This window comes from Nonomuraea longicatena, assembly GCF_039525605.1.
GTDB lineage: Bacteria > Actinomycetota > Actinomycetes > Streptosporangiales > Streptosporangiaceae > Nonomuraea > Nonomuraea longicatena.
The window spans coordinates 113835-130927 of record NZ_BAAAHQ010000046.1; the positions used below are offsets into that span (position 1 = coordinate 113835).

The following is a 17093-nucleotide window of genomic DNA, read 5'->3' on the forward strand; positions in this document are numbered from 1 at the left end:
CGAGGTCTCGGAAAGTCGTCAGCTTGGGCCTGCCTCAGTCTCCAATGAAGGCGGGCCTGCCGGGACCGGCGGGTCATCCGACCAGGGTCCTCGCGGTAGATCCAGCCCTCTCATGTCATCGCGACCGCATGGGGCCCGGGGAACGGGGTCAGCCGGGGGGTGAATTCCCCGAATTAACACAGTGCGGTCGCACTTTCACAGAGCAGTGTACTCGATACCACAACGTTGGCCGAGTTCGTGTCTGTTCCCGAAGTACGCTGCTTGCCATGAATCAGTCCCCTGGTGTCGTCGATCTCCTCGGTGTGCTGGCCTACGCGGAGCTCAGCGCCTTCCTGCGGCTGGCCGAGGACGCGGCGCTGCTGGCTCCCACGCTGGGCGACCGGGCCGCGCTCGGCGAACTCGCCGTCGCCGAGTACGGCCACTTCAAGCTGCTGAGCCGCAAGCTGGGCGAGATCGGGGCCGATCCGGACGCCGCGATGGCACCGTTCGTCGAGTCCCTGGACGCCTGGCACGCCCAGACACGGCCGGCCGACTGGCTGCAGGCGCTCGTCAAGGCGTACGTCGGCACGGGGATCGCGCTGGACTTCTACCGCGAGGCCGCCCGCCGCCTCGACCCCGCCATCGCCGCCCTCGTTGACGAGGTGCTGGTGGACGAGGGGCGCTCGGAGTTCGCCGTCGAGCGGGTCAGGGCGGCGCTGGAGGCGGACCCCACGGCGGCGGGACGGCTGGCACTGTGGGCGCGGCGGCTCGTGGGGGAGGCGCTCAGCCAGGGCCAGCGGGTCGCGGCCGAGCGTCCGGAACTGGCCAGGCTGCTCGTCGAGGCCGTCGCGGAGGACCAGGCCGAGATCTCCCGGCTGTTCGCCCGCCTGACCGAGGCACACGGCAAGCGCATGGCCGCCATGGGCATCTGACACCGGCCCTGCCCGGGGCGGGACCTTACCTTGACGGCACTAACGCGGGCGGGGCGGTCCTCGCCCGTGCGGGGCCCGGGATGCGGCGGTAGGTTTTCGTCATGAAGGCCACGCGCCGCTACGGCGGTTGCAGGACGAGGTGCGCGCAGGACCGCTGGATCGCCCGCCCGGTGTTGCGCAGGCAGAGCGGACCCTGCCCCGCCGCGACCGCACCCCACCCGAGGGGACTTCCCAGACCACGCTGGTGCCGCCTACGGAGAACCTGACCACAGGCTGCGGAAAGGACCTCGCCCGCGTGAGCCGAGGTCCTTTCCGAACCGCCCGCCCGCGAGGGTCAGAGGGTGCCGCCGAAGCCCACCGGCCGCGACTCGTCCTCGCCGATCTCGATGAAGCCGAGCGAGGCGATCGGGACGATCACCCGCCTGCCCTTGACGTCGGTGACGGCGAAGACGCCGCGATCGGCGGCGAGAGCCTTCCTGATCTCCTCTTCGAGCTCCTCGGCGGACAGGTCGATCTCTACCATGAGCTCACGGTGCACGGACCGGACGCCGATCTTGATTTCCATCATGCTCCCTTTCGACGGGCCTTCCCCCATCGTGACCGCTCCACCGGCCGAGGTGACCGCTGATCGCGCCCAGCGAACGGGTTAAGCCGTGCGCGGAAAGCCGCTGATGCCGCGCCAGGCGAGGCGGGCCATCAACTGCTCGGCGGCCTCCTTGGGGATCGAGCCGTGCGTGGTCATCCAGTAGCGGGCGCTGACCTCGGCCATGCCGACCAGCCCGACGGCCAGCAGATGGGCCTCCTCGCTGGCGCAGTCGGTGTCCTCGCGGATCACCGCGCTGATCATCTCGGCGCACTCGCGCAGCGAGCGCTCGACCCGCTGGCGTACCGGGGCCACGTTGCGCAGATCGGACTCGAACACCAGGCGGAAGGCCTCACCCTGGCTGGAGACGAAGTCGAAGAAGGCGCTGAAGGCCGCCTGGACGCGCAGTTTGTTCTCGCTGGTGGAGGCGAGCGCCTCGCGGCAGCGGCTGACCATGTCGTCCACATGGAGGTCGAGCAGCGCGAGGTAGAGCTCCAGCTTGCCCGGGAAGTGCTGGTAGAGCACGGGCTTGCTGACGCCGGCCCGGTCGGCGATCTCGTCCATGGCCGCAGCGTGGTAGCCGTTCTCGACGAACACTTCCTGCGCGGCGCTGAGCAGCTGCCGTCGGCGGGCGAGTCGGGGCAGCCGGGTGCCCCGGGGCTTGGCGTCCGGGGTAGCGGTCACGCGCGTCTCCAGTGTGTCGGGCAGGTCTGTCTGGCAGGCCGGTGTCTGTCAGGTCGCGGACCTGGCGGCTGGGGTCATCCTACGGGCGAGGGCTCAGCGGTAGTCGTCTTCGTCGAGGTCGACCACCCGGGCCTGCTCGGCGGCGTCGGCGGGGTCGGCGTCGAACGGGACCTCACCCTCCCAGGTGCCCTCCTCGCGAAGCTGACGGTGCTGCTCGGCGGCGTCGGCCTCGGTCGCCTCCATGGGTACTCGCTCGTCGTCGATGACGAAGTCGTCTCCGCGCACGTCCATCTCCGACATCTCAGTTCCCCTTCCGGTGCGGACGGGTTCCAGCCTACGCCCGGACGAACAAGTCGCCGTGTTCCCGCACCCGATCGAGCACGTCGGAGGCGGTGAACACGAGGTCCTCCGGGGTCCGGCAGCCCTCCACCTCCGCCCAGAGCAGCGGCGTCGACACCGTCGGGTGCGGCCTGGCACGCAAAGAGTACGGCGCGATCGTGGTCTTGGCGGGGTTGTTCTGGCTCCAGTCGATGAACACCTTGTGCTGCCTTGCCTGCTTCGCCATGACACTGACGACCAGCTTCGGGTGGGCCCGCTCCAGGCGCCTGGCGACCTCTTTGGCGTACGCCGAAGGCTCAGGCGGGCCGTCCCATGCGGCGTACAGCTGCATGCCCTTGTTGCCGCTGGTCTTGGGCCGGGCGTCGAGGCCGTCGGCGGCGAGCGTCTCCCGAAGGAGCAGCGCGACCGCGCAGCACTCGACGATCGTGGCAGGCGGGCCGGGGTCGAGGTCGAACACCAGCGTGTCCGGTGCCAGCGCGGCGCCGTCCGCGTCGACCCGCCACTGCGGCACGTGGAGTTCGAGCGCCGCCAGGTTGGCGTAGTAGACGAGGCTCGGCAGGTCCTCGACGAGCGCGAAGTCGATGGTCTGGCGGTCCATGGTGCTGCCGGGGACGGGCAGGGTGACCCTCCTGACCCAGCCAGGTACGTGCGCGGGCGCGTTCTTCTCGAAGAAGAAGGCGCCCTCGACGCCGTTCGGGTACCGCTTGGCCGTCAGCGGGCGGCCCGCGAGGTGCGGCAGCAGGACGTGGGCCACACGCGTGTAGTAGTCGATGACCTCCGCCTTGGTGAACCCGTCCGCCGGGTAGAGGACCTTGCCCAGGTTGGTGAGCACGAGGTCGCGGCCCTCGACGCGCACGGGTGTCTTGCCGCTCACAGCCGCACCTCCGCGGGGACCTTGTCGGCGCGCAGCCCGTGCCAGACGGGGTGGCGCAGCCGCAGGTCGTCCGTCACGGTCGCGTAGGCGACCTCGCCGACCAGTTCCGGCCGCACCCAGTGGTTGCGGCCGGGTACCGGGCCCGTGAACGGGCTGTGCGGGATCTCCATCGGCGCGAGCGTCGCGTGCAGGCGGTCGAGCGCCGCGTCCGTGAAGCCGGTGCCGACGTGGCCGACGTACACGAGCCCGTCGTCGGTGAACGCGCCCATGAGCAGCGAGCCGACCCCGCCGGAACGGCGGCCCTTGCCCGGCTTCCAGCCGCCGACGACGACCTCTCGGGTGCGTAGATTCTTTACCTTTATCCACCAGTGCGAACGCGTCCCCGGCCGGTAGGGGGAGTCGAGCCGCTTGGCCACCACCCCCTCCAGTCCCTGCTCGTGGGTGGCGGCCAGCAGGTCGGAGTCGCCGGGGAAGTACGGCGGTGCCCCGATGCCGAGCCCGTCGAGCAGCGCCCTCCGGTCCTGGTACGGCAGGTCGAACAGCGGCCGGCCGTCGAGGTAGAGCAGGTCGAAGGGGTAGTAGGAGACCGGGTACAGCCTCAGCGTGCGCCGGTCGGGGTCGGTGAGGTGCATGCGGTGCTGGAGGCGTCCGAAACTGGGCCGCCCCTGGTGGTCGAGGACGACGAGTTCGCCGTCGAGGATGGCGTTTTTCAGCCCGAAGGTGGGTATCTCCGGATAACGGCGGGTGAACTCCGTCCCGTGCCGCCCGGTGACGCGCAGGCCGCCGTCGAGGTGGAGGACCGCCCTGATGCCGTCCCACTTGACCTCCAGGCCGTAGCGCTCGCGGTCGGCGGGGAGATCCCCGGCCACGGCGAGCATAGGTTCGACCGGGTATGGCATCGGATGGTCCATGCCGGGTATGTGCCCATACGGTGAGCTCGGCTACCGACGAGGAGTGCTCATGCGCAGCATCTGGAAAGGTGCGATCTCCTTCGGGCTGGTCACCATCCCGGTCAAGCTTTACTCGGCGACCGAGCAGAAGGACGTCGCCTTCCACCAGGTGCACCGCGAGGACGGCGGGCGGATCCGCTACCGGCGGGTGTGCACCATCGACGGTGAGGAGGTGTCCTACGCGGACATCGCCAAGGGGTACGAACTGGCGACCGGCGAGATGGTCGTGCTCACCGACGAGGACTTCGCCGACCTGCCGCTGAGCACCTCGCGGCGGATCGACGTCCTGCAGTTCGCCCCGGCCGAGCAGATCGACCCGATCTACTTCGCCAAGTCGTACTTCCTGGAGCCGGACGCGCAGGGGGCCAAGCCGTACGTGCTGTTGCGGAACGCCCTGGAGAGCTCGGGGCAGGTCGCGGTCGTGAAGGTCGCCCTGCGCCAGCGCGAGTCGCTGGCGACGCTGCGGGTGCGCGACGGGATCTTCGTCCTGGAGACGATGCTCTGGCCCGACGAGATCCGTACGCCGGAGTTCGCCTTCCTGGAGGAGGACATCGAGGTCAGGGCGCAGGAGCTGCAGATGGCCGAGTCGCTGATCTCCACGATGGAGGGCGACTTCGACCCGACCGAGTACCACGACTCCTATCGCGAGGCCCTCCAGCAGGTGATCGAGGCGAAGATAGCGGGCAAAGAGGTCGTCGCCGCGCCGGAGGGAGCGGAGGAGGCCGGCCCTGCCGTCGATCTCATGGCCGCGTTGCGGGCCAGTGTCGAGGCGGCGAAGAAGGAGCGGGAGGGCGCGAAGCCCGCGAAGACTCCCGCGAAGGCCCCGGCGAAGAAGAAGACCAGGAAGTCCGCCTAGCCTTTTGCCGGTGCGGGGGTTTCTGATTCCGCGCGGATGAACAATCACAGGCTTCGCGCGCATGAATGCCACAGGTTTCGCCCGTGAATGCCACAGGTTTCGCGCGTGAATGCCACAGGTTTCGCGCGCATGAACGCCGAAGGTTTCTCGGGGATAAACGCGGGAGGGGCCGGACGGAAGATTCCGTCCGGCCCTGCGCCTTTTATCTGGAGACCGGGAGCCTCGCCGACGAAACCCCCGGCCCTCTCTTCGCTGGCGCCTCGGATCCCTAGTAGATGAAGTGGGTGTCCTTGACGCAGCCGCGTTCCCGCTTGATGTGGAACGGGTGGTGCTTGAACTTGGTGACGGTCACCTTGTTCTTCTTGTGGCCGAACTTGACGTGGCCGTTCTTCTGGACCCAGACGCACCTGGGGCCGAGGTTCGCGGAGATGCCTGAACCGATGGCGCTCGCGTTGGCTGCGGTCGTGGTCGTGGTCGCGCCGAGGCCGAAGATGCCGCCTGCAAGGGCGGTGCTGAGAGCCGCGGCCGTGAGCGTCCTCTTGACATTGAACATGATGTGCTTCCCCTTGACGGTCTCTTGCACTTCAGGCGCTTGGCCGGATTTCTGTGGCTAAGGCCTGGGATGGTTCTTACTGCGGGAGCCATCCTGGTTGTCAGAATTTCCGACCATTCATGATCATAAACGGCGGTGAGCAGGCTTTTGCCGTGCATAAACCACGGGATTGCTTTTATTGACACGATTTCTGTTGGTATGTCACGATTTGCACCTCTAAGCAGGAAACGCGCCGTGGGCAATGCGGGGGATAACGGGCAATGCTCCCACCGGACATGACGATGCCGCGGAACCGTTCTCCGGTTCTGCGGCATCGTTTCTGTGAGGGCTTGTCGATCTAGAGGCAGTGGCCGTGGGAATGACCCAGCGGTCCTGTTCTCCTCCGCTCCGCGCCTATCCGGCGTCGGACCCGTCAGCCGTGATCACTGTGCGCGCGGTCGCCCGCCGCCGTGGCCACTGTGTCTGCGGCTCCTCTCACCGGCCCCGCCGAGGCGGGACGGCACAGAGCGTCAGCACGATCCCTCGGCTCGTGCCGGCTTACCACCAACGGCCGCCCCAGCCGCCGCCGCAGCGGCCGCCGCCGCCCCAGCCGCCGCCGCCGCCCCATCCGCCACCGCGGATGATGATGACGGTGCGCCGGGCGCCCCAGCCCCAGCCGCCGCAGCGGCCACGGCCACGCCAGCGGCCCCAGGTGAGGACGGGCGTGCTGGTGGTGTTGATGGCGGTGCTGATCGTGCTGGTGGTCGGAGTCACCGTGTTGGCGCTGGCGGCGCTGCCCGTGGCCAGCATCCCACCACCGATCGCAGTGGTGAGCGCAGCGGCTGCGAGCGTGCTCTTGAGCATGGACATTGTGCTTCCCCCTTGACTGGTCTGCACTCGTGATGGCGTGTGGCCATCCCTGCACCGTCGATTGCCGGTGATTCGTCCCCACAAACGGTGTTTCGTGACTTTTATCCTGTGTTTATGGCGGTAATGCACGCTATTAGCTCTATGTGCGGATTTCGGGCGAAATGTCGGGATTGCTGTCCTAGAGTTCAGACCCCCCAAATCGCCGCGGCCGACCCTCGACGCCCAGGCAGACCCCGAGCCACCCCCGGTCGCCCTCGGGAAGGCCCCGAACCGCTCCCGGTCGCCCTCGGGCGGGCCTCGAACCGCTACCGGGCGGGCTCCGAACCGCTCCCGAAACGGCCTCTGGCCGCTCCAGAACCCGCCCCGACACGGCCGAACCAGCCTTGATACGGCCCCTGGCCGTCCCCGAACCCGCCCCGAACCCGCCCCGAACCCGCCCCGGAACGGCCCCGGGCGGGTCCCGCAGCGGCCCGGTGGACCTCCGGGCCGCGCCTGTCGGCTTGCGGGTGTCCGCCTTCTTGTCGCAGTGGGCTGACGTGTAGTGCGGTAGGACGAGGCGGTGGGCGCGGCGCAGGGGGGCGGCTAACGTGGGAAGCCCAGCGAGAAAGCCAATGAAAGGGGGCAACCCGTGACGCAGCAGCCGACCCCACACTGGCCAGGACACATGGTCGGCCCGGTCTTCGTGCGCTCGACCCCGGAGGGCGCCCCGGAGAGAGCGGTCTTCGTCCACGGCCTGGCCGGCTCGGCCACCAACTGGACCGACCTCATGGACGAACTGAAGGACCAGGTCACCGGGTACGCGCTCGACCTGCCCGGCGCCGGGTTCTCACCGCCTCCCCCCGACGGCGACTACTCGGTGGACGCCCACGCCCGCGCCGTCATCGGCCTGCTGGAGCAGGTGGGCCCGGCGCACCTGTTCGGCAACAGCCTCGGCGGCGCGATCTCGGTGAAGGTCGCCGCCGCGCGCCCGGACCTGGTGCGTACGCTCACGCTCGTCTCCCCTGCCCTGCCCGACCTGCTCCCCAGGTACGGCCCCGCCCGCATCGCCGCCGCCGCGGCCCCCAGGCTGGGCGAGTGGGTGGCGGCCAGGTTCCGGCTGGTCCCCGCGGAGCGCCGGGTGGACGCCAGCTTCTCGATGGTGTGGAAGGACGCGACCGGGATCCACCCGGACCGGGTGCGCGAGGCGGTGGAGGAGGTGCGCAGGCGCGACGGCCTCCCGTACACGGCCCTGGCGATGATCGGCTCGGCGCGGGGGATCGTGGCCGAGTACCTCAGGCGCGGCGAGGAGAGCCTGTGGAGCCAGGCCGCGAAGGTGACCGCGCCCACGCTGATCGTCCACGGCCGCCACGACCGGCTGGTGCGCCCGGCGATGGCCGCGAAGGCGGGCCGTACGTTCCACCAGGTCAGGCTGGTGCTGCTGCCGCACGCCGGGCATGTGGCGATGATGGAGCAGCCCGCGCTGGTGGCCGCTGAGGCCAGGCGTCTGATCGGTGAGACGCGATTGGGGAATGCCCCACTGGCGGGCTAGGTTTCTATTGGAGATGGGACCCCTGAATCGGGAGCGTAGAACCGTGTCGTTGCCACCCTTGGTCGAGCCGGCAGCCGAGCTGACCGTTGACGAAGTGCGCCGCTACTCGCGTCATCTGATCATCCCCGATGTGGGCATGGCGGGGCAGAAGCGGCTGAAGAACGCCAAGGTGCTGTGTGTGGGCGCGGGCGGCCTGGGCTCGCCCGCGCTGATGTACCTCGCGGCGGCGGGCGTCGGCACGCTGGGCGTCATCGACTTCGACATCGTCGACGAGTCCAACCTGCAGCGCCAGATCATCCACGGCCAGTCCGACGTGGGCAGGCTGAAGGCGGAGAGCGCGGCGGCCACGGTCAGGGAGATCAACCCGCTGGTCGACGTGGTCGTCCACAACGTGGCGCTGACCACCGACAACGTGATGGAGATCTTCTCGGGCTACGACCTGATCGTCGACGGCACCGACAACTTCGCCACGCGGTACATGGTCAACGACGCGGCGGTGCTGCTCGGCAAGCCGTACGTGTGGGGCTCGATCTACCGCTTCGACGGCCAGGCGAGCGTGTTCTGGGCCGAGCACGGCCCCTGCTACCGCTGCCTCTACCCCGAGCCGCCGCCTCCCGGCATGGTGCCCTCGTGCGCCGAGGGCGGCGTGCTGGGCGTGCTTTGCGCCTCGATCGGCTCGATCCAGGTCAACGAGGCCATCAAGCTGCTGACCGGCATCGGCGACCCGCTGGTCGGCCGGCTGATGATCTACGACGCCCTGGAGATGAAGTACCGCGACGTCAAGGTGCGCAAGGACCCCGAGTGCGTCCTTTGCGGCAAGAACCCGACGGTCACCGAACTGCTCGAAGACTACGAGGCGTTCTGCGGCGTGGTCTCCGACGAGGCCGCGCAGGCCGTCAGCGGCTCCACGATCACCGCGGCCGAGCTCAAGGCCATGCAGGACGAGGGCGAGGACATCTTCCTCATCGACGTCCGCGAGCCGAACGAGTACGAGATCGTCTCGATCCCCGGCGCGACGCTGATCCCCAAGGGCGAGTTCCTCAACGGCACGGCCCTGGAGAAGCTGCCGCAGGACCGTCGCATCGTGCTCCACTGCAAGTCGGGCGCGCGCTCGGCCGAGGCGCTGGCGATCGTCAAGAACGCGGGCTTCACCGACGCCGTCCACCTCGGAGGCGGGGTGCTGAGCTGGGTCAAGACCGTCGATCCCAGCTTGCCGACATATTGAGCCCGCTTTCTGGGGGAGGCATGAGACTCCCCGCACTAAGGTCGGTGGCGTGACCGACGCCCGTCCCTGGCCCGCGCTCGTGGTGGCCTCCGCGCTGACCGTGGTCTGCGCGGCCGCCGCCGGGGTGGCGGCCAGTGTGGCGGGTGCGGAACTGTCGCGGGGGCCGACGGCGGCCGAGCTCGCCGGCGCCGCCAGACAGGAGGTCGGCGAGCGCTGGCGCACCTGGGAGGCGGGGGAGATCTTCCCCGCCTCGCTGCCGTACTCCGCCGAGCAGGGCGGCCGGGAACGTGCCACCCGGGTGGGCATCTCGCCGCGCACCGGCTGCCCCGAGGCGGTCGACCGGCAGGCGGCCAGGGCGCTGACCAGGAACGGCTGCAAGGGCGTGCTGCGCGCCACCTACATCGACGCGCTGCAGGGTGTGCTGGTGACGGTGGGGGTGGTGGCGCTGCCCGACGAGTCGCGTGCCGCCCGCGCCAAGTCCGTCTTCCCTCAAGGGGGCAAACCCGTGCCCGGCCTGCGGCCGGTCGCCTTCTCCGGTACGGTCGCCGACCGCTTCACCACGTCGGTGCGCCAGGCCGGTTCGGTGCGCCAGGCGGGGCCGTACCTTGTGCTGACCACGTCCGGCCAGGTGGACGGCCGCCCGGCGCACGCGGTCGGCGAGCAGCGGCCGACCATCTTCGCCTTCGCCGCCGAGTTGTCAGAGCGGGTGCTCGCCGAACTGTCCGAGCCGAGGATGCCCGACTGCGCGGCGGCGGGGTTCCGGTGCTGAGACGGGCGGGGGCGGCCGCGTTCGCGGTGCTGGTACTGGTGCCGGTCCCGGCGGCGCACGCCGACGACATCAGGGGCAGCCAGCGCGAGGTGATCAGGACGCTGGGGCTGGCCAAGGCATGGCAGGTGACCAAGGGCGCCGGGGTGACCGTCGCGGTGCTCGACTCGGGCGTCGATCCCGGGCACCGCGATCTCGCGGGCGCGGTGGTCGAGGGCCGCGACTTCACGGCGGGCGCCAACCCGCCGGGTGTGGCCCCGAGCAGGCTGCACGGCACGTACATGGCGTCGCTGATCGCCGGTCACGGCCACGGGCCGGGCGGGCGGCAGGGTGTGATCGGGGTGGCGCCGGCCGCGCGGCTGCTGTCGGTGCGGGTGATCCTGGAGGACGAGGAGCCGGGCTTTCGCGAGTTCAACACCGAGCGGGAGTTCGAGGACGTGGTGGCGAAGGGCATCAGGTACGCCGTGGACAGGGGCGCCGATGTGATCAACATGTCGATCTCGAAGGAGCTCGCGACCAAGCGGGAGCGGGCGGCGATCCGTTACGCGATCTCCAAGGGCGTGGTGCTGGTGGCGGCGGCGGGAAACGACGGGGCGAGCGAACCCGACGCCAACGGCTTCGCCCCCTACTCCTATCCGGCGGCCTTTCCCGGGGTCGTGTCGGTGGCGGCGACCGATCGCGGGCTGCGGCGGGCGTCGTTCTCCAACTGGAACCCGTCGGTGATGGTCGCCGCCCCCGGCGTCGACATCCTGGGCGCGGGTCCGGGCGACGCGTACTGGGTGGGGAAGGGCACGTCGCAGGCCGCCGCGCTGGTGTCGGGGGTAGCCGCCCTAATTAAGGCCAAATATCCGGACATGTCGCCTGGGCTGGTCGCCCAAGCCCTCACCTCCGGCGCCCGCAAGAACCCGCCCGGCGGCTACGACACCGGCACCGGCTTCGGCGTCGTCGACGCCGCCGCCTCCCTCGCAAAGGCCGCCCAGCTCGCCCGCCACACCCCGACCGCTAACGGCGCCCAGGCCCACGACCCGGCCCGCCCGCTGGCGGAGGCCGGGGCCGGTGGGGCGATCCAGATCGTCCACCGCGACACCCGCCGCGTCACCCTGTTCGGCGCGTTCGCGGCGGGGGCGGCGCTCGCCTCGCTGACCTCGCTCGGCATCCTGGTGGCACTGGTACGGCGCGCCCGCAGGGGCCCGCCACCGGCCGACGCATGAACTCCCCACCAATGGGGACGAACCAGGCACAAATCCGAATCGGTGCGAAACGGGGCGGTGGTGAGGGCACGTAAAACGAGTTCCGGGCTGCCGCGCGACGCAGCCGCCCCGACCAGGAGGAACCCCCTCGGCTCCACCGCCGGTCGGCGCACGCGCACGCGCCGCACGACAGCCGGGCCACCCGCGCGGCCACCGGACAACCCGGCCGCCCGCCGGCGCGCGGAGGCCGCCGCCCTCCGCCAGGGCGTACGCAACAGGGTGGTGTTCCGCGTCCTGGTCGCCGCCATCATCGCCGTCTCCTCCCTGGTGGTGCTCATCGCCATGGCGGGCCTGTTCGCCGAGACCAGGTCGCGCCCGCTGACCGCCGACGAGCAGCACCTCTACCGGCAGCAGGAGGTCGCGGGACGCTGGCAGTCCTGGCCCGCCACGACCGTCTTCCCCGACGAGGTGAAGTACCTCGGCCTGGAGCGCGCCGTCCAGTACGCCAGACGCGTCGGCATCGCCCCTGAACGCCCGTGCGCGGAGGCCGTGGACGAGTCCGTCGCGGAGGTCCTCGACCAGCACGGCTGCCGCACCCTCCTGCGAGCCACCTACGTCGATCAGACCGCCACGTTCGTGTTCACCGTGGGTGTCGCCGTCCTGGCCGACGAGGAGGCCCGGGTCAGCGCCGCCGAGGAGCTCACCAGGGACGACCGCGTCGGGGTGCTGCCGGCCGCCTTCCCCGGCACGCTCGCCGACCGGTTCGGGATCGCGCAGCGCCAGCGCAACGGCTGGGTGGGGGCCGGGCCGTACATCGTGTTCGCGACGGCCGGGTACGCCGACGGGCGCACCCGCGCCGCCGTACCGGCCGAGGAGATGACGCACAGCGAGTTGTGGCCGGCCGCCAAGTCGATCGGCAACCAGATCGCCTACTTCCTCGCCGACCCGCCCACGGTGCCGCCCTGCACCCAGGGGGCCGTGTGCTGAGCGTCCTGCGACTGGGTCTCGCCGGTCTGCTCGCCTTCGCGAGCCCCGTGCCCGACCGGCAGCAATGGGTGTTCGACGCGCTCGGCGTAGAGCGGGCGTGGACCCTCACCCAGGGAGAGGGCGTCACGGTCGCGGTCGTCGGCAGCGCCGTGGACACCCGCCTGAAGGAACTGCGCGGCCGGGTCACGGTCGGCCCCGACATGGCCGGCTCCACGCTCAACCGCGAGGTGAAGCCGGGCGCCCACGGCACCGCCATGGCCGCGCTGATCGCGGGCGCGGGCGGCGACGGGCTGTCCGGGGTGGCCCCGAAGGCGCGGGTGCTGTCGCTTCCGGTGCCCGAGCGCGTACAGGCGGGGCCGCTCGCCGAACCGCCGAACCCGGGGGGTGAGACCCCGCTCGCCCGCGCGATCCGCTACGCCGCCAACCACGGCGCCGACGTGGTGAGCGTGCCGACGGCCTCCTACGGGGTCAACCGGTCCGAGCGCGAAGCCGTCTCGTACGCCCTCGGCAAGGGCGTCGTGCTGGTCGCGGCGGCGGGCGACGACGGCATGGGAGCGTACGCGCGGGACAAGGGCACCTCCTACTGGAGCTTCCCCGCCGGATACCCCGGCGTGATCGGGGTCGCCGCCGTCGACCGGCAGGGCCGCACGGCGCCCTTCAGCAGCGACAACCTGTCGGTGCTGGTGGGGGCGCCCGGAGTGGACGTGCCGGTGGTCGAACTCGGCGGCGTCCGCGAACTGTCGACCGGGACGGGGACGGCGGCGGCGCTGGTCGCCGGCGTGGCCGCGCTCATCAAGGCGGAACACCCGAAGCTCGCTCCCTGGCAGGTGGCGCAGGCGCTCACCACCGGCGCGAGGGGCCGCCCCGCCGCCGGATACGACGAGAGAAGCGGATTCGGCACGGTGGACGCCGCCGCCGCCCTCGACGCCGCGGCACGCCTGGCGGGCAAGCGCCGCGAGCTCGCCGTCCCGGGCGACCGGCATTTCGGCGCGGGCGAAAGCGCCGGAAAACCCGCTCCTCCCGGCCCTGATCCATGGCGGCTGCTGCTCTACGGCACCGGCGTCATCCTGGCCCTCGTCACGTTCTGCGGTGCGATCATCGCGCTGAATCCGCGTAAGCGGTAAAGATCCGCTATGGTCGCGCGTCATGGGATACGAGCTACGCGTGATCCGTGACTCGCCGCTGGCGCTCGCGGAGCTCGCGAGGGCGATCGCACCGGCCGGGTTCGAGCTGGGTGCCTCAGAAGAGATCGTCGCACGACACAGGGAAACCGCCTACACCGTGGGCCGCTGGCGTGGCCAGGTCGTCGGCGAGCCGGACTCCGACTGGCACGTGGCGCAACTCGTGCGGCTGTCGGCCGTGCTCGGCGGCCGGCTCGTCGGCGAGGACGGCGAGGTCTACCTGCTCACCGACGGTGTGGTCGAACTCGTCAGCGGCCACACCGCGACCGAGGTGGGCAAGTTCGACGTGATCATCGAGGCCGGTCCCGCCACATGGTGACACCGTACGCCGAGCGGGTCCTCGACCTCGTCGAACGGATCCCGCCCGGCAAGGTGATGTCGTACGGCGACATCGCCGAATATCTCGGTGAGGGTGGCCCGCGCCAGGTCGGCCGGGTGATGGCCGTCTGGGGCGGCGGTGTGCCGTGGTGGCGGGTCGTGCACTCCGACGGCACCGGCGCCGCCCCTGACCACCGGGAACGCTGCCTGCGCCATTGGCGGGAGGAGGGCACACCGCTGCGCGGAGAACGCGTGGACATGCGCGAGGCCCGCTGGAACGGTACTTCAGCGGATTTTCAGTAAAGCCCCTGAGCTGGCCTTCGTCCCGCTTGGCGAATTCTGCCCATGTGATTCCTATTACCATGGCCAGAACACTGATTGTGGGTCCGAAAGGCGGGTGCCCCTTGATGGCCTCCGGCGACACGGTTCAGGAGCGCTTGAAGGCTGTCCAGGACCTCTGCGATCGCGGTGAGCCCCTGGACACGATCATGCCGCTCGTCCAGGCGGATCCGGCGCTGGCCGCCGAGATCCTCGACGGCCCGCTGGGTCTGCGCATGGACCAGGCGATCAAACGGGGGGCGGCGCGCAGGCGTGAACTCATCACGCTCATGCGACCCTACCTCGCCGCGCTCGACCCTGCGGTCAAACGCGAACTGACCGTCGCCCGGCGGCTGCTCGTCCACCTGATCGAGCACCGCGACCTCGGCGAACTCGTCGACGGCGACGTCCTCACCAAGGTGGTCGCGGCGGCGGCCGAGCCGTCCAAGCGGCTGCGCAAGGGCTTGCGCTGGTACGCCGACCTACCGCTGCGCGACGAACTGGCGCCGGACCTCTACCGGCTGCGCCGCGCCGACCTGGTGCCCGTGACGCAGATCGACGACCTGGTCTGGAAGGACGGCAGGCTGCTCGTGCGCGGCCACGCCTACCTCGCCGGGCTGTCGGTCCGCAGCCGCCGCTTCAACCGCGCCACCGTCGTGCTGCGCGGGCCGAGGTGGCTGCCGCCGGTGCGCATGCGCACCCGCCGCGTGTACGCCCCCGAGGCCACCCACGCCGCCCGCGAGCCCGGGTGCAACTACGACTGGTCGGGTTTCACCGCCGAGTTGAGCGCGTGGCCGCTGCTGTGGCGGGGCGGGCTGCGCGGGCTCGTGTCCGCCGTGCGGCGGCGCATGCGGCATCGCCCCGCCGTACGGGATGCCACGACGTGGCGGGCCGAGATCGTCTTCTGGAGCCGGGGTGCGCGGGCCACGGGCCTGCTGCGGGGGGCGGCGGTCGGCCGTACCGAGCGGCCCGCCGGGCTGCGCGTCAAGCAGGGGCTGTGGGTGCGCCCCGTGTGGACCTCCGACCGGGCGCTGCAGGTGGTGCTCCAGCCCAACCGGGCCGAGCTGACCGGCGTCGAGTTCGACGGTGAGCGGCTCCAGCTCAAGATCCTCCTGCCCGGCCGCAGCGTCACCAAGGGCCACGCGCGCCTGGGCGGGCACCGGATGGCCGCCGAGTTCACACCGGGGGCCGAGGGCACCACGGTCACCGTGGGCCTCGCCGTACCGTCGCTGCTCCAGGAGAAGGACGGGCGGCGGCTCTGGATCGAGCCCAAGGGCGACCCGGCCGCCTCCGTCATGCTCGGCGACGCCGCCGAGATGCGCGCGACCTCGGGCGACCGCGAGATCGCCGTGCTGGCCGACCGGCGCGACCGCGTGGTCGTCTCGGCGCACCGCATCAGGCCCGTGCTCACCTCCGCCGTCTGGGAGGGGCCCGAGCTGGTGCTGCGCGGCAGCTATCCCGACGCGGCCGGGCCGCGTACGCTGACGCTGCGCCACCGCTCGGGACTCACCTACACGGCCCCGCTGGAGCGCTCGGGCGAGGACTTCACCGTACGGCTGAAGCCCGGCACGATGCCCCGATTCGGGGAGTCCGTGCCGCTGGCGGCCGGTACGTGGAACATGACGGTCCGCCACCCCGCAGGGGAGATCGTCCCCGTGCGCATGGACCACGCCGCGCTCGCGGGGCTCGACGAGGACCCGCGCACAGTGGGCGGCCACGCCTACCGGATGGTCTCGACCCGCTTCGACGTCCCGGTCGTGCTCTCCGAGGAGGTCCGGCCGGCCGACGAGAAGGGCGTCGCGGGCACCCACGTGCTGCGGCGCGTCTTCTACCCCGCCCAGCGCACCGAGCCGCTCACCGACGCCACCGTGTACGCCGTCAACGACGGCCGCCTGTACGCCGACAGCGTACGGGCGATCTACGAGGAGCGGCTGCGGCGCGGCGACGACCGCGAGCACATCTGGGTCGTCAAGGACGGCGCGTTCGTCCCGCCCGGCCCGGCCACGGTGGTGCGCGCGGGCAGCCGCGAGCACCACGCCGCGCTGGCCCGCTCGCGCCACATCGTCACCAACGCGTTCCTGCCCGCCTGGTTCCGCTCGCGCGAGGACCAGGTCGTCGTCCAGACGTGGCACGGCACCCCGCTCAAGCACATCGGCAACGACCAGCCGCACATGACCCGCGACCCGAGGCCGCCGGTGTGGCACCGGCAGGCGGCGGAGGTGCGCGGCTGGGACCTGATGCTGTCGCAGTCGCCTTGGGCGACGCCGGTGCTGCGGCAGGCGTTCGGTTACAAGGGCGAGGTGCTGGAGAGCGGCCTGCCGCGCAACGACGCGCTCAACGGGCCGGAGGCCGAGCGCCGGGCGGCGGCGATCCGGGCCAGGCTCGGGCTGGTCGAGGGCAAGCGGGTGGTTCTGTACGCTCCCACGTGGCGCGACTACGACCGCAAGAACGCGATGGTGAAGCTCGACCTGGCCAGGGCGCGCGAGTCGCTGGGCGCCGACCACGAGATCCTGGTGCGGGCGCACCCGATGCAGGCCATGCCCGCCGTCCCCGACATCGCCCACGACGTCACGACTTATCCGGATATGGCGGATCTGTTGTTGATCACCGATGTGCTGGTGACCGACTACTCCTCGTCCATGTTCGACTTCGCCGCGACGGGCCGGCCGATCGTCCTCTACGCCTACGACCTGGCCAAGTACTCCACCAAGCGCGGCCTCTACCTCGACCTGGCCGCCCAGGCCCCCGGGCCGGTGCTGTCCACGTCGGCGGACGTCGTCGACGCGCTGCGCTCGATCGACTCGGTGGCCTCCGAGTACGCCGACCGCTACGCGACCTTCCGCGCGCTGTACGCGCCGAAGGACGACGGCAAGGCGACCGCCCGCGTCGTCGACCACCTTTTCCCGTCGTAGGGCAGAGCAGGCGGATGACGAGGGCGAACGCCTCCGCCACCGGCTGATCGCGGCGCGGGAGCGGGCAAG

At 71.0% G+C, this 17093-nt stretch carries 18 protein-coding genes; 11 read left to right on the forward strand and 7 right to left on the reverse strand.

Annotated elements, in window-relative coordinates; all coding sequences use genetic code 11:
* The first annotated feature begins 266 nt into the window (after window positions 1–266).
* Window positions 267–911: a ferritin-like fold-containing protein gene (locus ABD120_RS34545; protein ID WP_343954517.1), complete on the forward strand. Its 645-nt coding sequence runs from the start codon at window positions 267–269 to the stop codon at window positions 909–911.
* A gap of 334 nt (window positions 912–1245) precedes the next feature.
* Here ABD120_RS34545 and ABD120_RS34550 read toward each other — a convergent pair whose 3' ends face one another.
* The 5 genes from ABD120_RS34550 to ligD (ABD120_RS34570) all read right to left on the reverse strand — a co-directional run bounded on the left by ABD120_RS34550 (window position 1246) and on the right by ligD (ABD120_RS34570) (window position 4269).
* Window positions 1246–1506, reverse strand: coding sequence for a DUF3107 domain-containing protein (locus ABD120_RS34550; protein WP_343954519.1), 261 nt, complete (start codon window positions 1504–1506; stop codon window positions 1246–1248).
* Window positions 1507–1557: 51 nt separating this feature from the next.
* A complete protein-coding gene (locus ABD120_RS34555) occupies window positions 1558–2178 on the reverse strand; it encodes a TetR/AcrR family transcriptional regulator (protein ID WP_343954520.1) in 621 nt (206 codons plus the stop codon).
* Window positions 2179–2271: 93 nt separating this feature from the next.
* Window positions 2272–2478, reverse strand: coding sequence for a hypothetical protein (locus ABD120_RS34560; protein ID WP_343954521.1), 207 nt, complete (start codon window positions 2476–2478; stop codon window positions 2272–2274).
* A 34-nt stretch (window positions 2479–2512) separates the two neighbouring features.
* The gene (ligD, locus tag ABD120_RS34565; RefSeq protein ID WP_343954523.1) at window positions 2513–3391 is read right to left on the reverse strand and encodes a non-homologous end-joining DNA ligase; all 879 of its coding nucleotides are present in this window, start codon (window positions 3389–3391) and stop codon (window positions 2513–2515) included.
* Complete coding sequence (gene ligD, locus ABD120_RS34570) at window positions 3388–4269, reverse strand: non-homologous end-joining DNA ligase (RefSeq protein WP_343954579.1); 882 nt, start codon at window positions 4267–4269, stop codon at window positions 3388–3390. Before ligD (ABD120_RS34570) ends, ligD (ABD120_RS34565) begins: the two co-directional genes overlap by 4 nt.
* Before the next feature lie 82 nt (window positions 4270–4351).
* On the opposite strand from ligD (ABD120_RS34570), the gene ku reads away from it, so the two are divergent.
* Window positions 4352–5197: a non-homologous end joining protein Ku gene (ku, locus tag ABD120_RS34575; protein WP_343954524.1), complete on the forward strand. Its 846-nt coding sequence runs from the start codon at window positions 4352–4354 to the stop codon at window positions 5195–5197.
* Between the two features lie 268 nt (window positions 5198–5465).
* On the opposite strand, the gene ABD120_RS34580 is transcribed toward ku, so the two are convergent.
* Both ABD120_RS34580 and ABD120_RS34585 read right to left on the reverse strand, forming a co-directional pair.
* Window positions 5466–5750: a hypothetical protein gene (locus ABD120_RS34580; RefSeq protein WP_343954525.1), complete on the reverse strand. Its 285-nt coding sequence runs from the start codon at window positions 5748–5750 to the stop codon at window positions 5466–5468.
* Between the two features lie 537 nt (window positions 5751–6287).
* The gene (locus tag ABD120_RS34585) at window positions 6288–6599 is read right to left on the reverse strand and encodes a hypothetical protein (RefSeq protein ID WP_343954526.1); all 312 of its coding nucleotides are present in this window, start codon (window positions 6597–6599) and stop codon (window positions 6288–6290) included.
* Between the two features lie 628 nt (window positions 6600–7227).
* On the opposite strand from ABD120_RS34585, the gene ABD120_RS34590 reads away from it, so the two are divergent.
* From ABD120_RS34590 to ABD120_RS34630, 9 genes are all read left to right on the forward strand, one after another.
* Entirely contained in the window at window positions 7228–8127 is a 900-nt protein-coding gene (locus ABD120_RS34590) for an alpha/beta fold hydrolase (protein ID WP_343954528.1), read from the forward strand.
* A 43-nt stretch (window positions 8128–8170) separates the two neighbouring features.
* Window positions 8171–9352, forward strand: a complete 1182-nt coding sequence (gene moeZ / locus ABD120_RS34595; RefSeq protein WP_343954529.1) for an adenylyltransferase/sulfurtransferase MoeZ — start codon at window positions 8171–8173, stop codon at window positions 9350–9352.
* Between the two features lie 49 nt (window positions 9353–9401).
* Window positions 9402–10121 (forward strand): hypothetical protein, encoded by a 720-nt coding sequence (locus tag ABD120_RS34600; RefSeq protein ID WP_343954530.1) that lies wholly within the window; start codon window positions 9402–9404, stop codon window positions 10119–10121.
* Entirely contained in the window at window positions 10115–11329 is a 1215-nt protein-coding gene (locus ABD120_RS34605; protein ID WP_343954531.1) for a S8 family serine peptidase, read from the forward strand. The genes ABD120_RS34600 and ABD120_RS34605 overlap by 7 nt, the downstream gene beginning before the upstream one ends.
* 60 nt (window positions 11330–11389) lie before the next feature.
* Window positions 11390–12295 (forward strand): hypothetical protein, encoded by a 906-nt coding sequence (locus ABD120_RS34610; protein WP_343954532.1) that lies wholly within the window; start codon window positions 11390–11392, stop codon window positions 12293–12295.
* Window positions 12289–13419 (forward strand): S8 family serine peptidase, encoded by a 1131-nt coding sequence (locus tag ABD120_RS34615; protein ID WP_343954533.1) that lies wholly within the window; start codon window positions 12289–12291, stop codon window positions 13417–13419. The genes ABD120_RS34610 and ABD120_RS34615 overlap by 7 nt, the downstream gene beginning before the upstream one ends.
* Before the next feature lie 22 nt (window positions 13420–13441).
* Window positions 13442–13795 carry a hypothetical protein gene (locus tag ABD120_RS34620; RefSeq protein ID WP_343954534.1) on the forward strand — a complete coding sequence of 118 codons (354 nt, stop codon included), beginning with the start codon at window positions 13442–13444 and terminating at the stop codon, window positions 13793–13795.
* Complete coding sequence (locus ABD120_RS34625) at window positions 13789–14097, forward strand: MGMT family protein (RefSeq protein WP_343954535.1); 309 nt, start codon at window positions 13789–13791, stop codon at window positions 14095–14097. The genes ABD120_RS34620 and ABD120_RS34625 overlap by 7 nt, the downstream gene beginning before the upstream one ends.
* A 134-nt stretch (window positions 14098–14231) precedes the next feature.
* The gene (locus tag ABD120_RS34630; protein WP_343954536.1) at window positions 14232–17024 is read left to right on the forward strand and encodes a CDP-glycerol glycerophosphotransferase family protein; all 2793 of its coding nucleotides are present in this window, start codon (window positions 14232–14234) and stop codon (window positions 17022–17024) included.
* Window positions 17025–17093: the final 69 nt, after the last annotated feature.

Coding starts and splice junctions, on each gene's coding strand:
- ligD (WP_343954579.1), bottom strand. CDS start 4,269: ATGCTCGCCGTGGCCGGGGATCTCCCCGCCGACCGCGAGCGCTACGGC.
- ABD120_RS34550 (WP_343954519.1), bottom strand. CDS start 1,506: ATGGGGGAAGGCCCGTCGAAAGGGAGCATGATGGAAATCAAGATCGGC.
- ABD120_RS34580 (WP_343954525.1), bottom strand. CDS start 5,750: ATGTTCAATGTCAAGAGGACGCTCACGGCCGCGGCTCTCAGCACCGCC.
- ABD120_RS34545 (WP_343954517.1), top strand. CDS start 267: ATGAATCAGTCCCCTGGTGTCGTCGATCTCCTCGGTGTGCTGGCCTAC.
- ABD120_RS34625 (WP_343954535.1), top strand. CDS start 13,789: ATGGTGACACCGTACGCCGAGCGGGTCCTCGACCTCGTCGAACGGATC.
- ku (WP_343954524.1), top strand. CDS start 4,352: ATGCGCAGCATCTGGAAAGGTGCGATCTCCTTCGGGCTGGTCACCATC.
- ABD120_RS34620 (WP_343954534.1), top strand. CDS start 13,442: ATGGGATACGAGCTACGCGTGATCCGTGACTCGCCGCTGGCGCTCGCG.
- ABD120_RS34560 (WP_343954521.1), bottom strand. CDS start 2,478: ATGTCGGAGATGGACGTGCGCGGAGACGACTTCGTCATCGACGACGAG.
- ABD120_RS34585 (WP_343954526.1), bottom strand. CDS start 6,599: ATGTCCATGCTCAAGAGCACGCTCGCAGCCGCTGCGCTCACCACTGCG.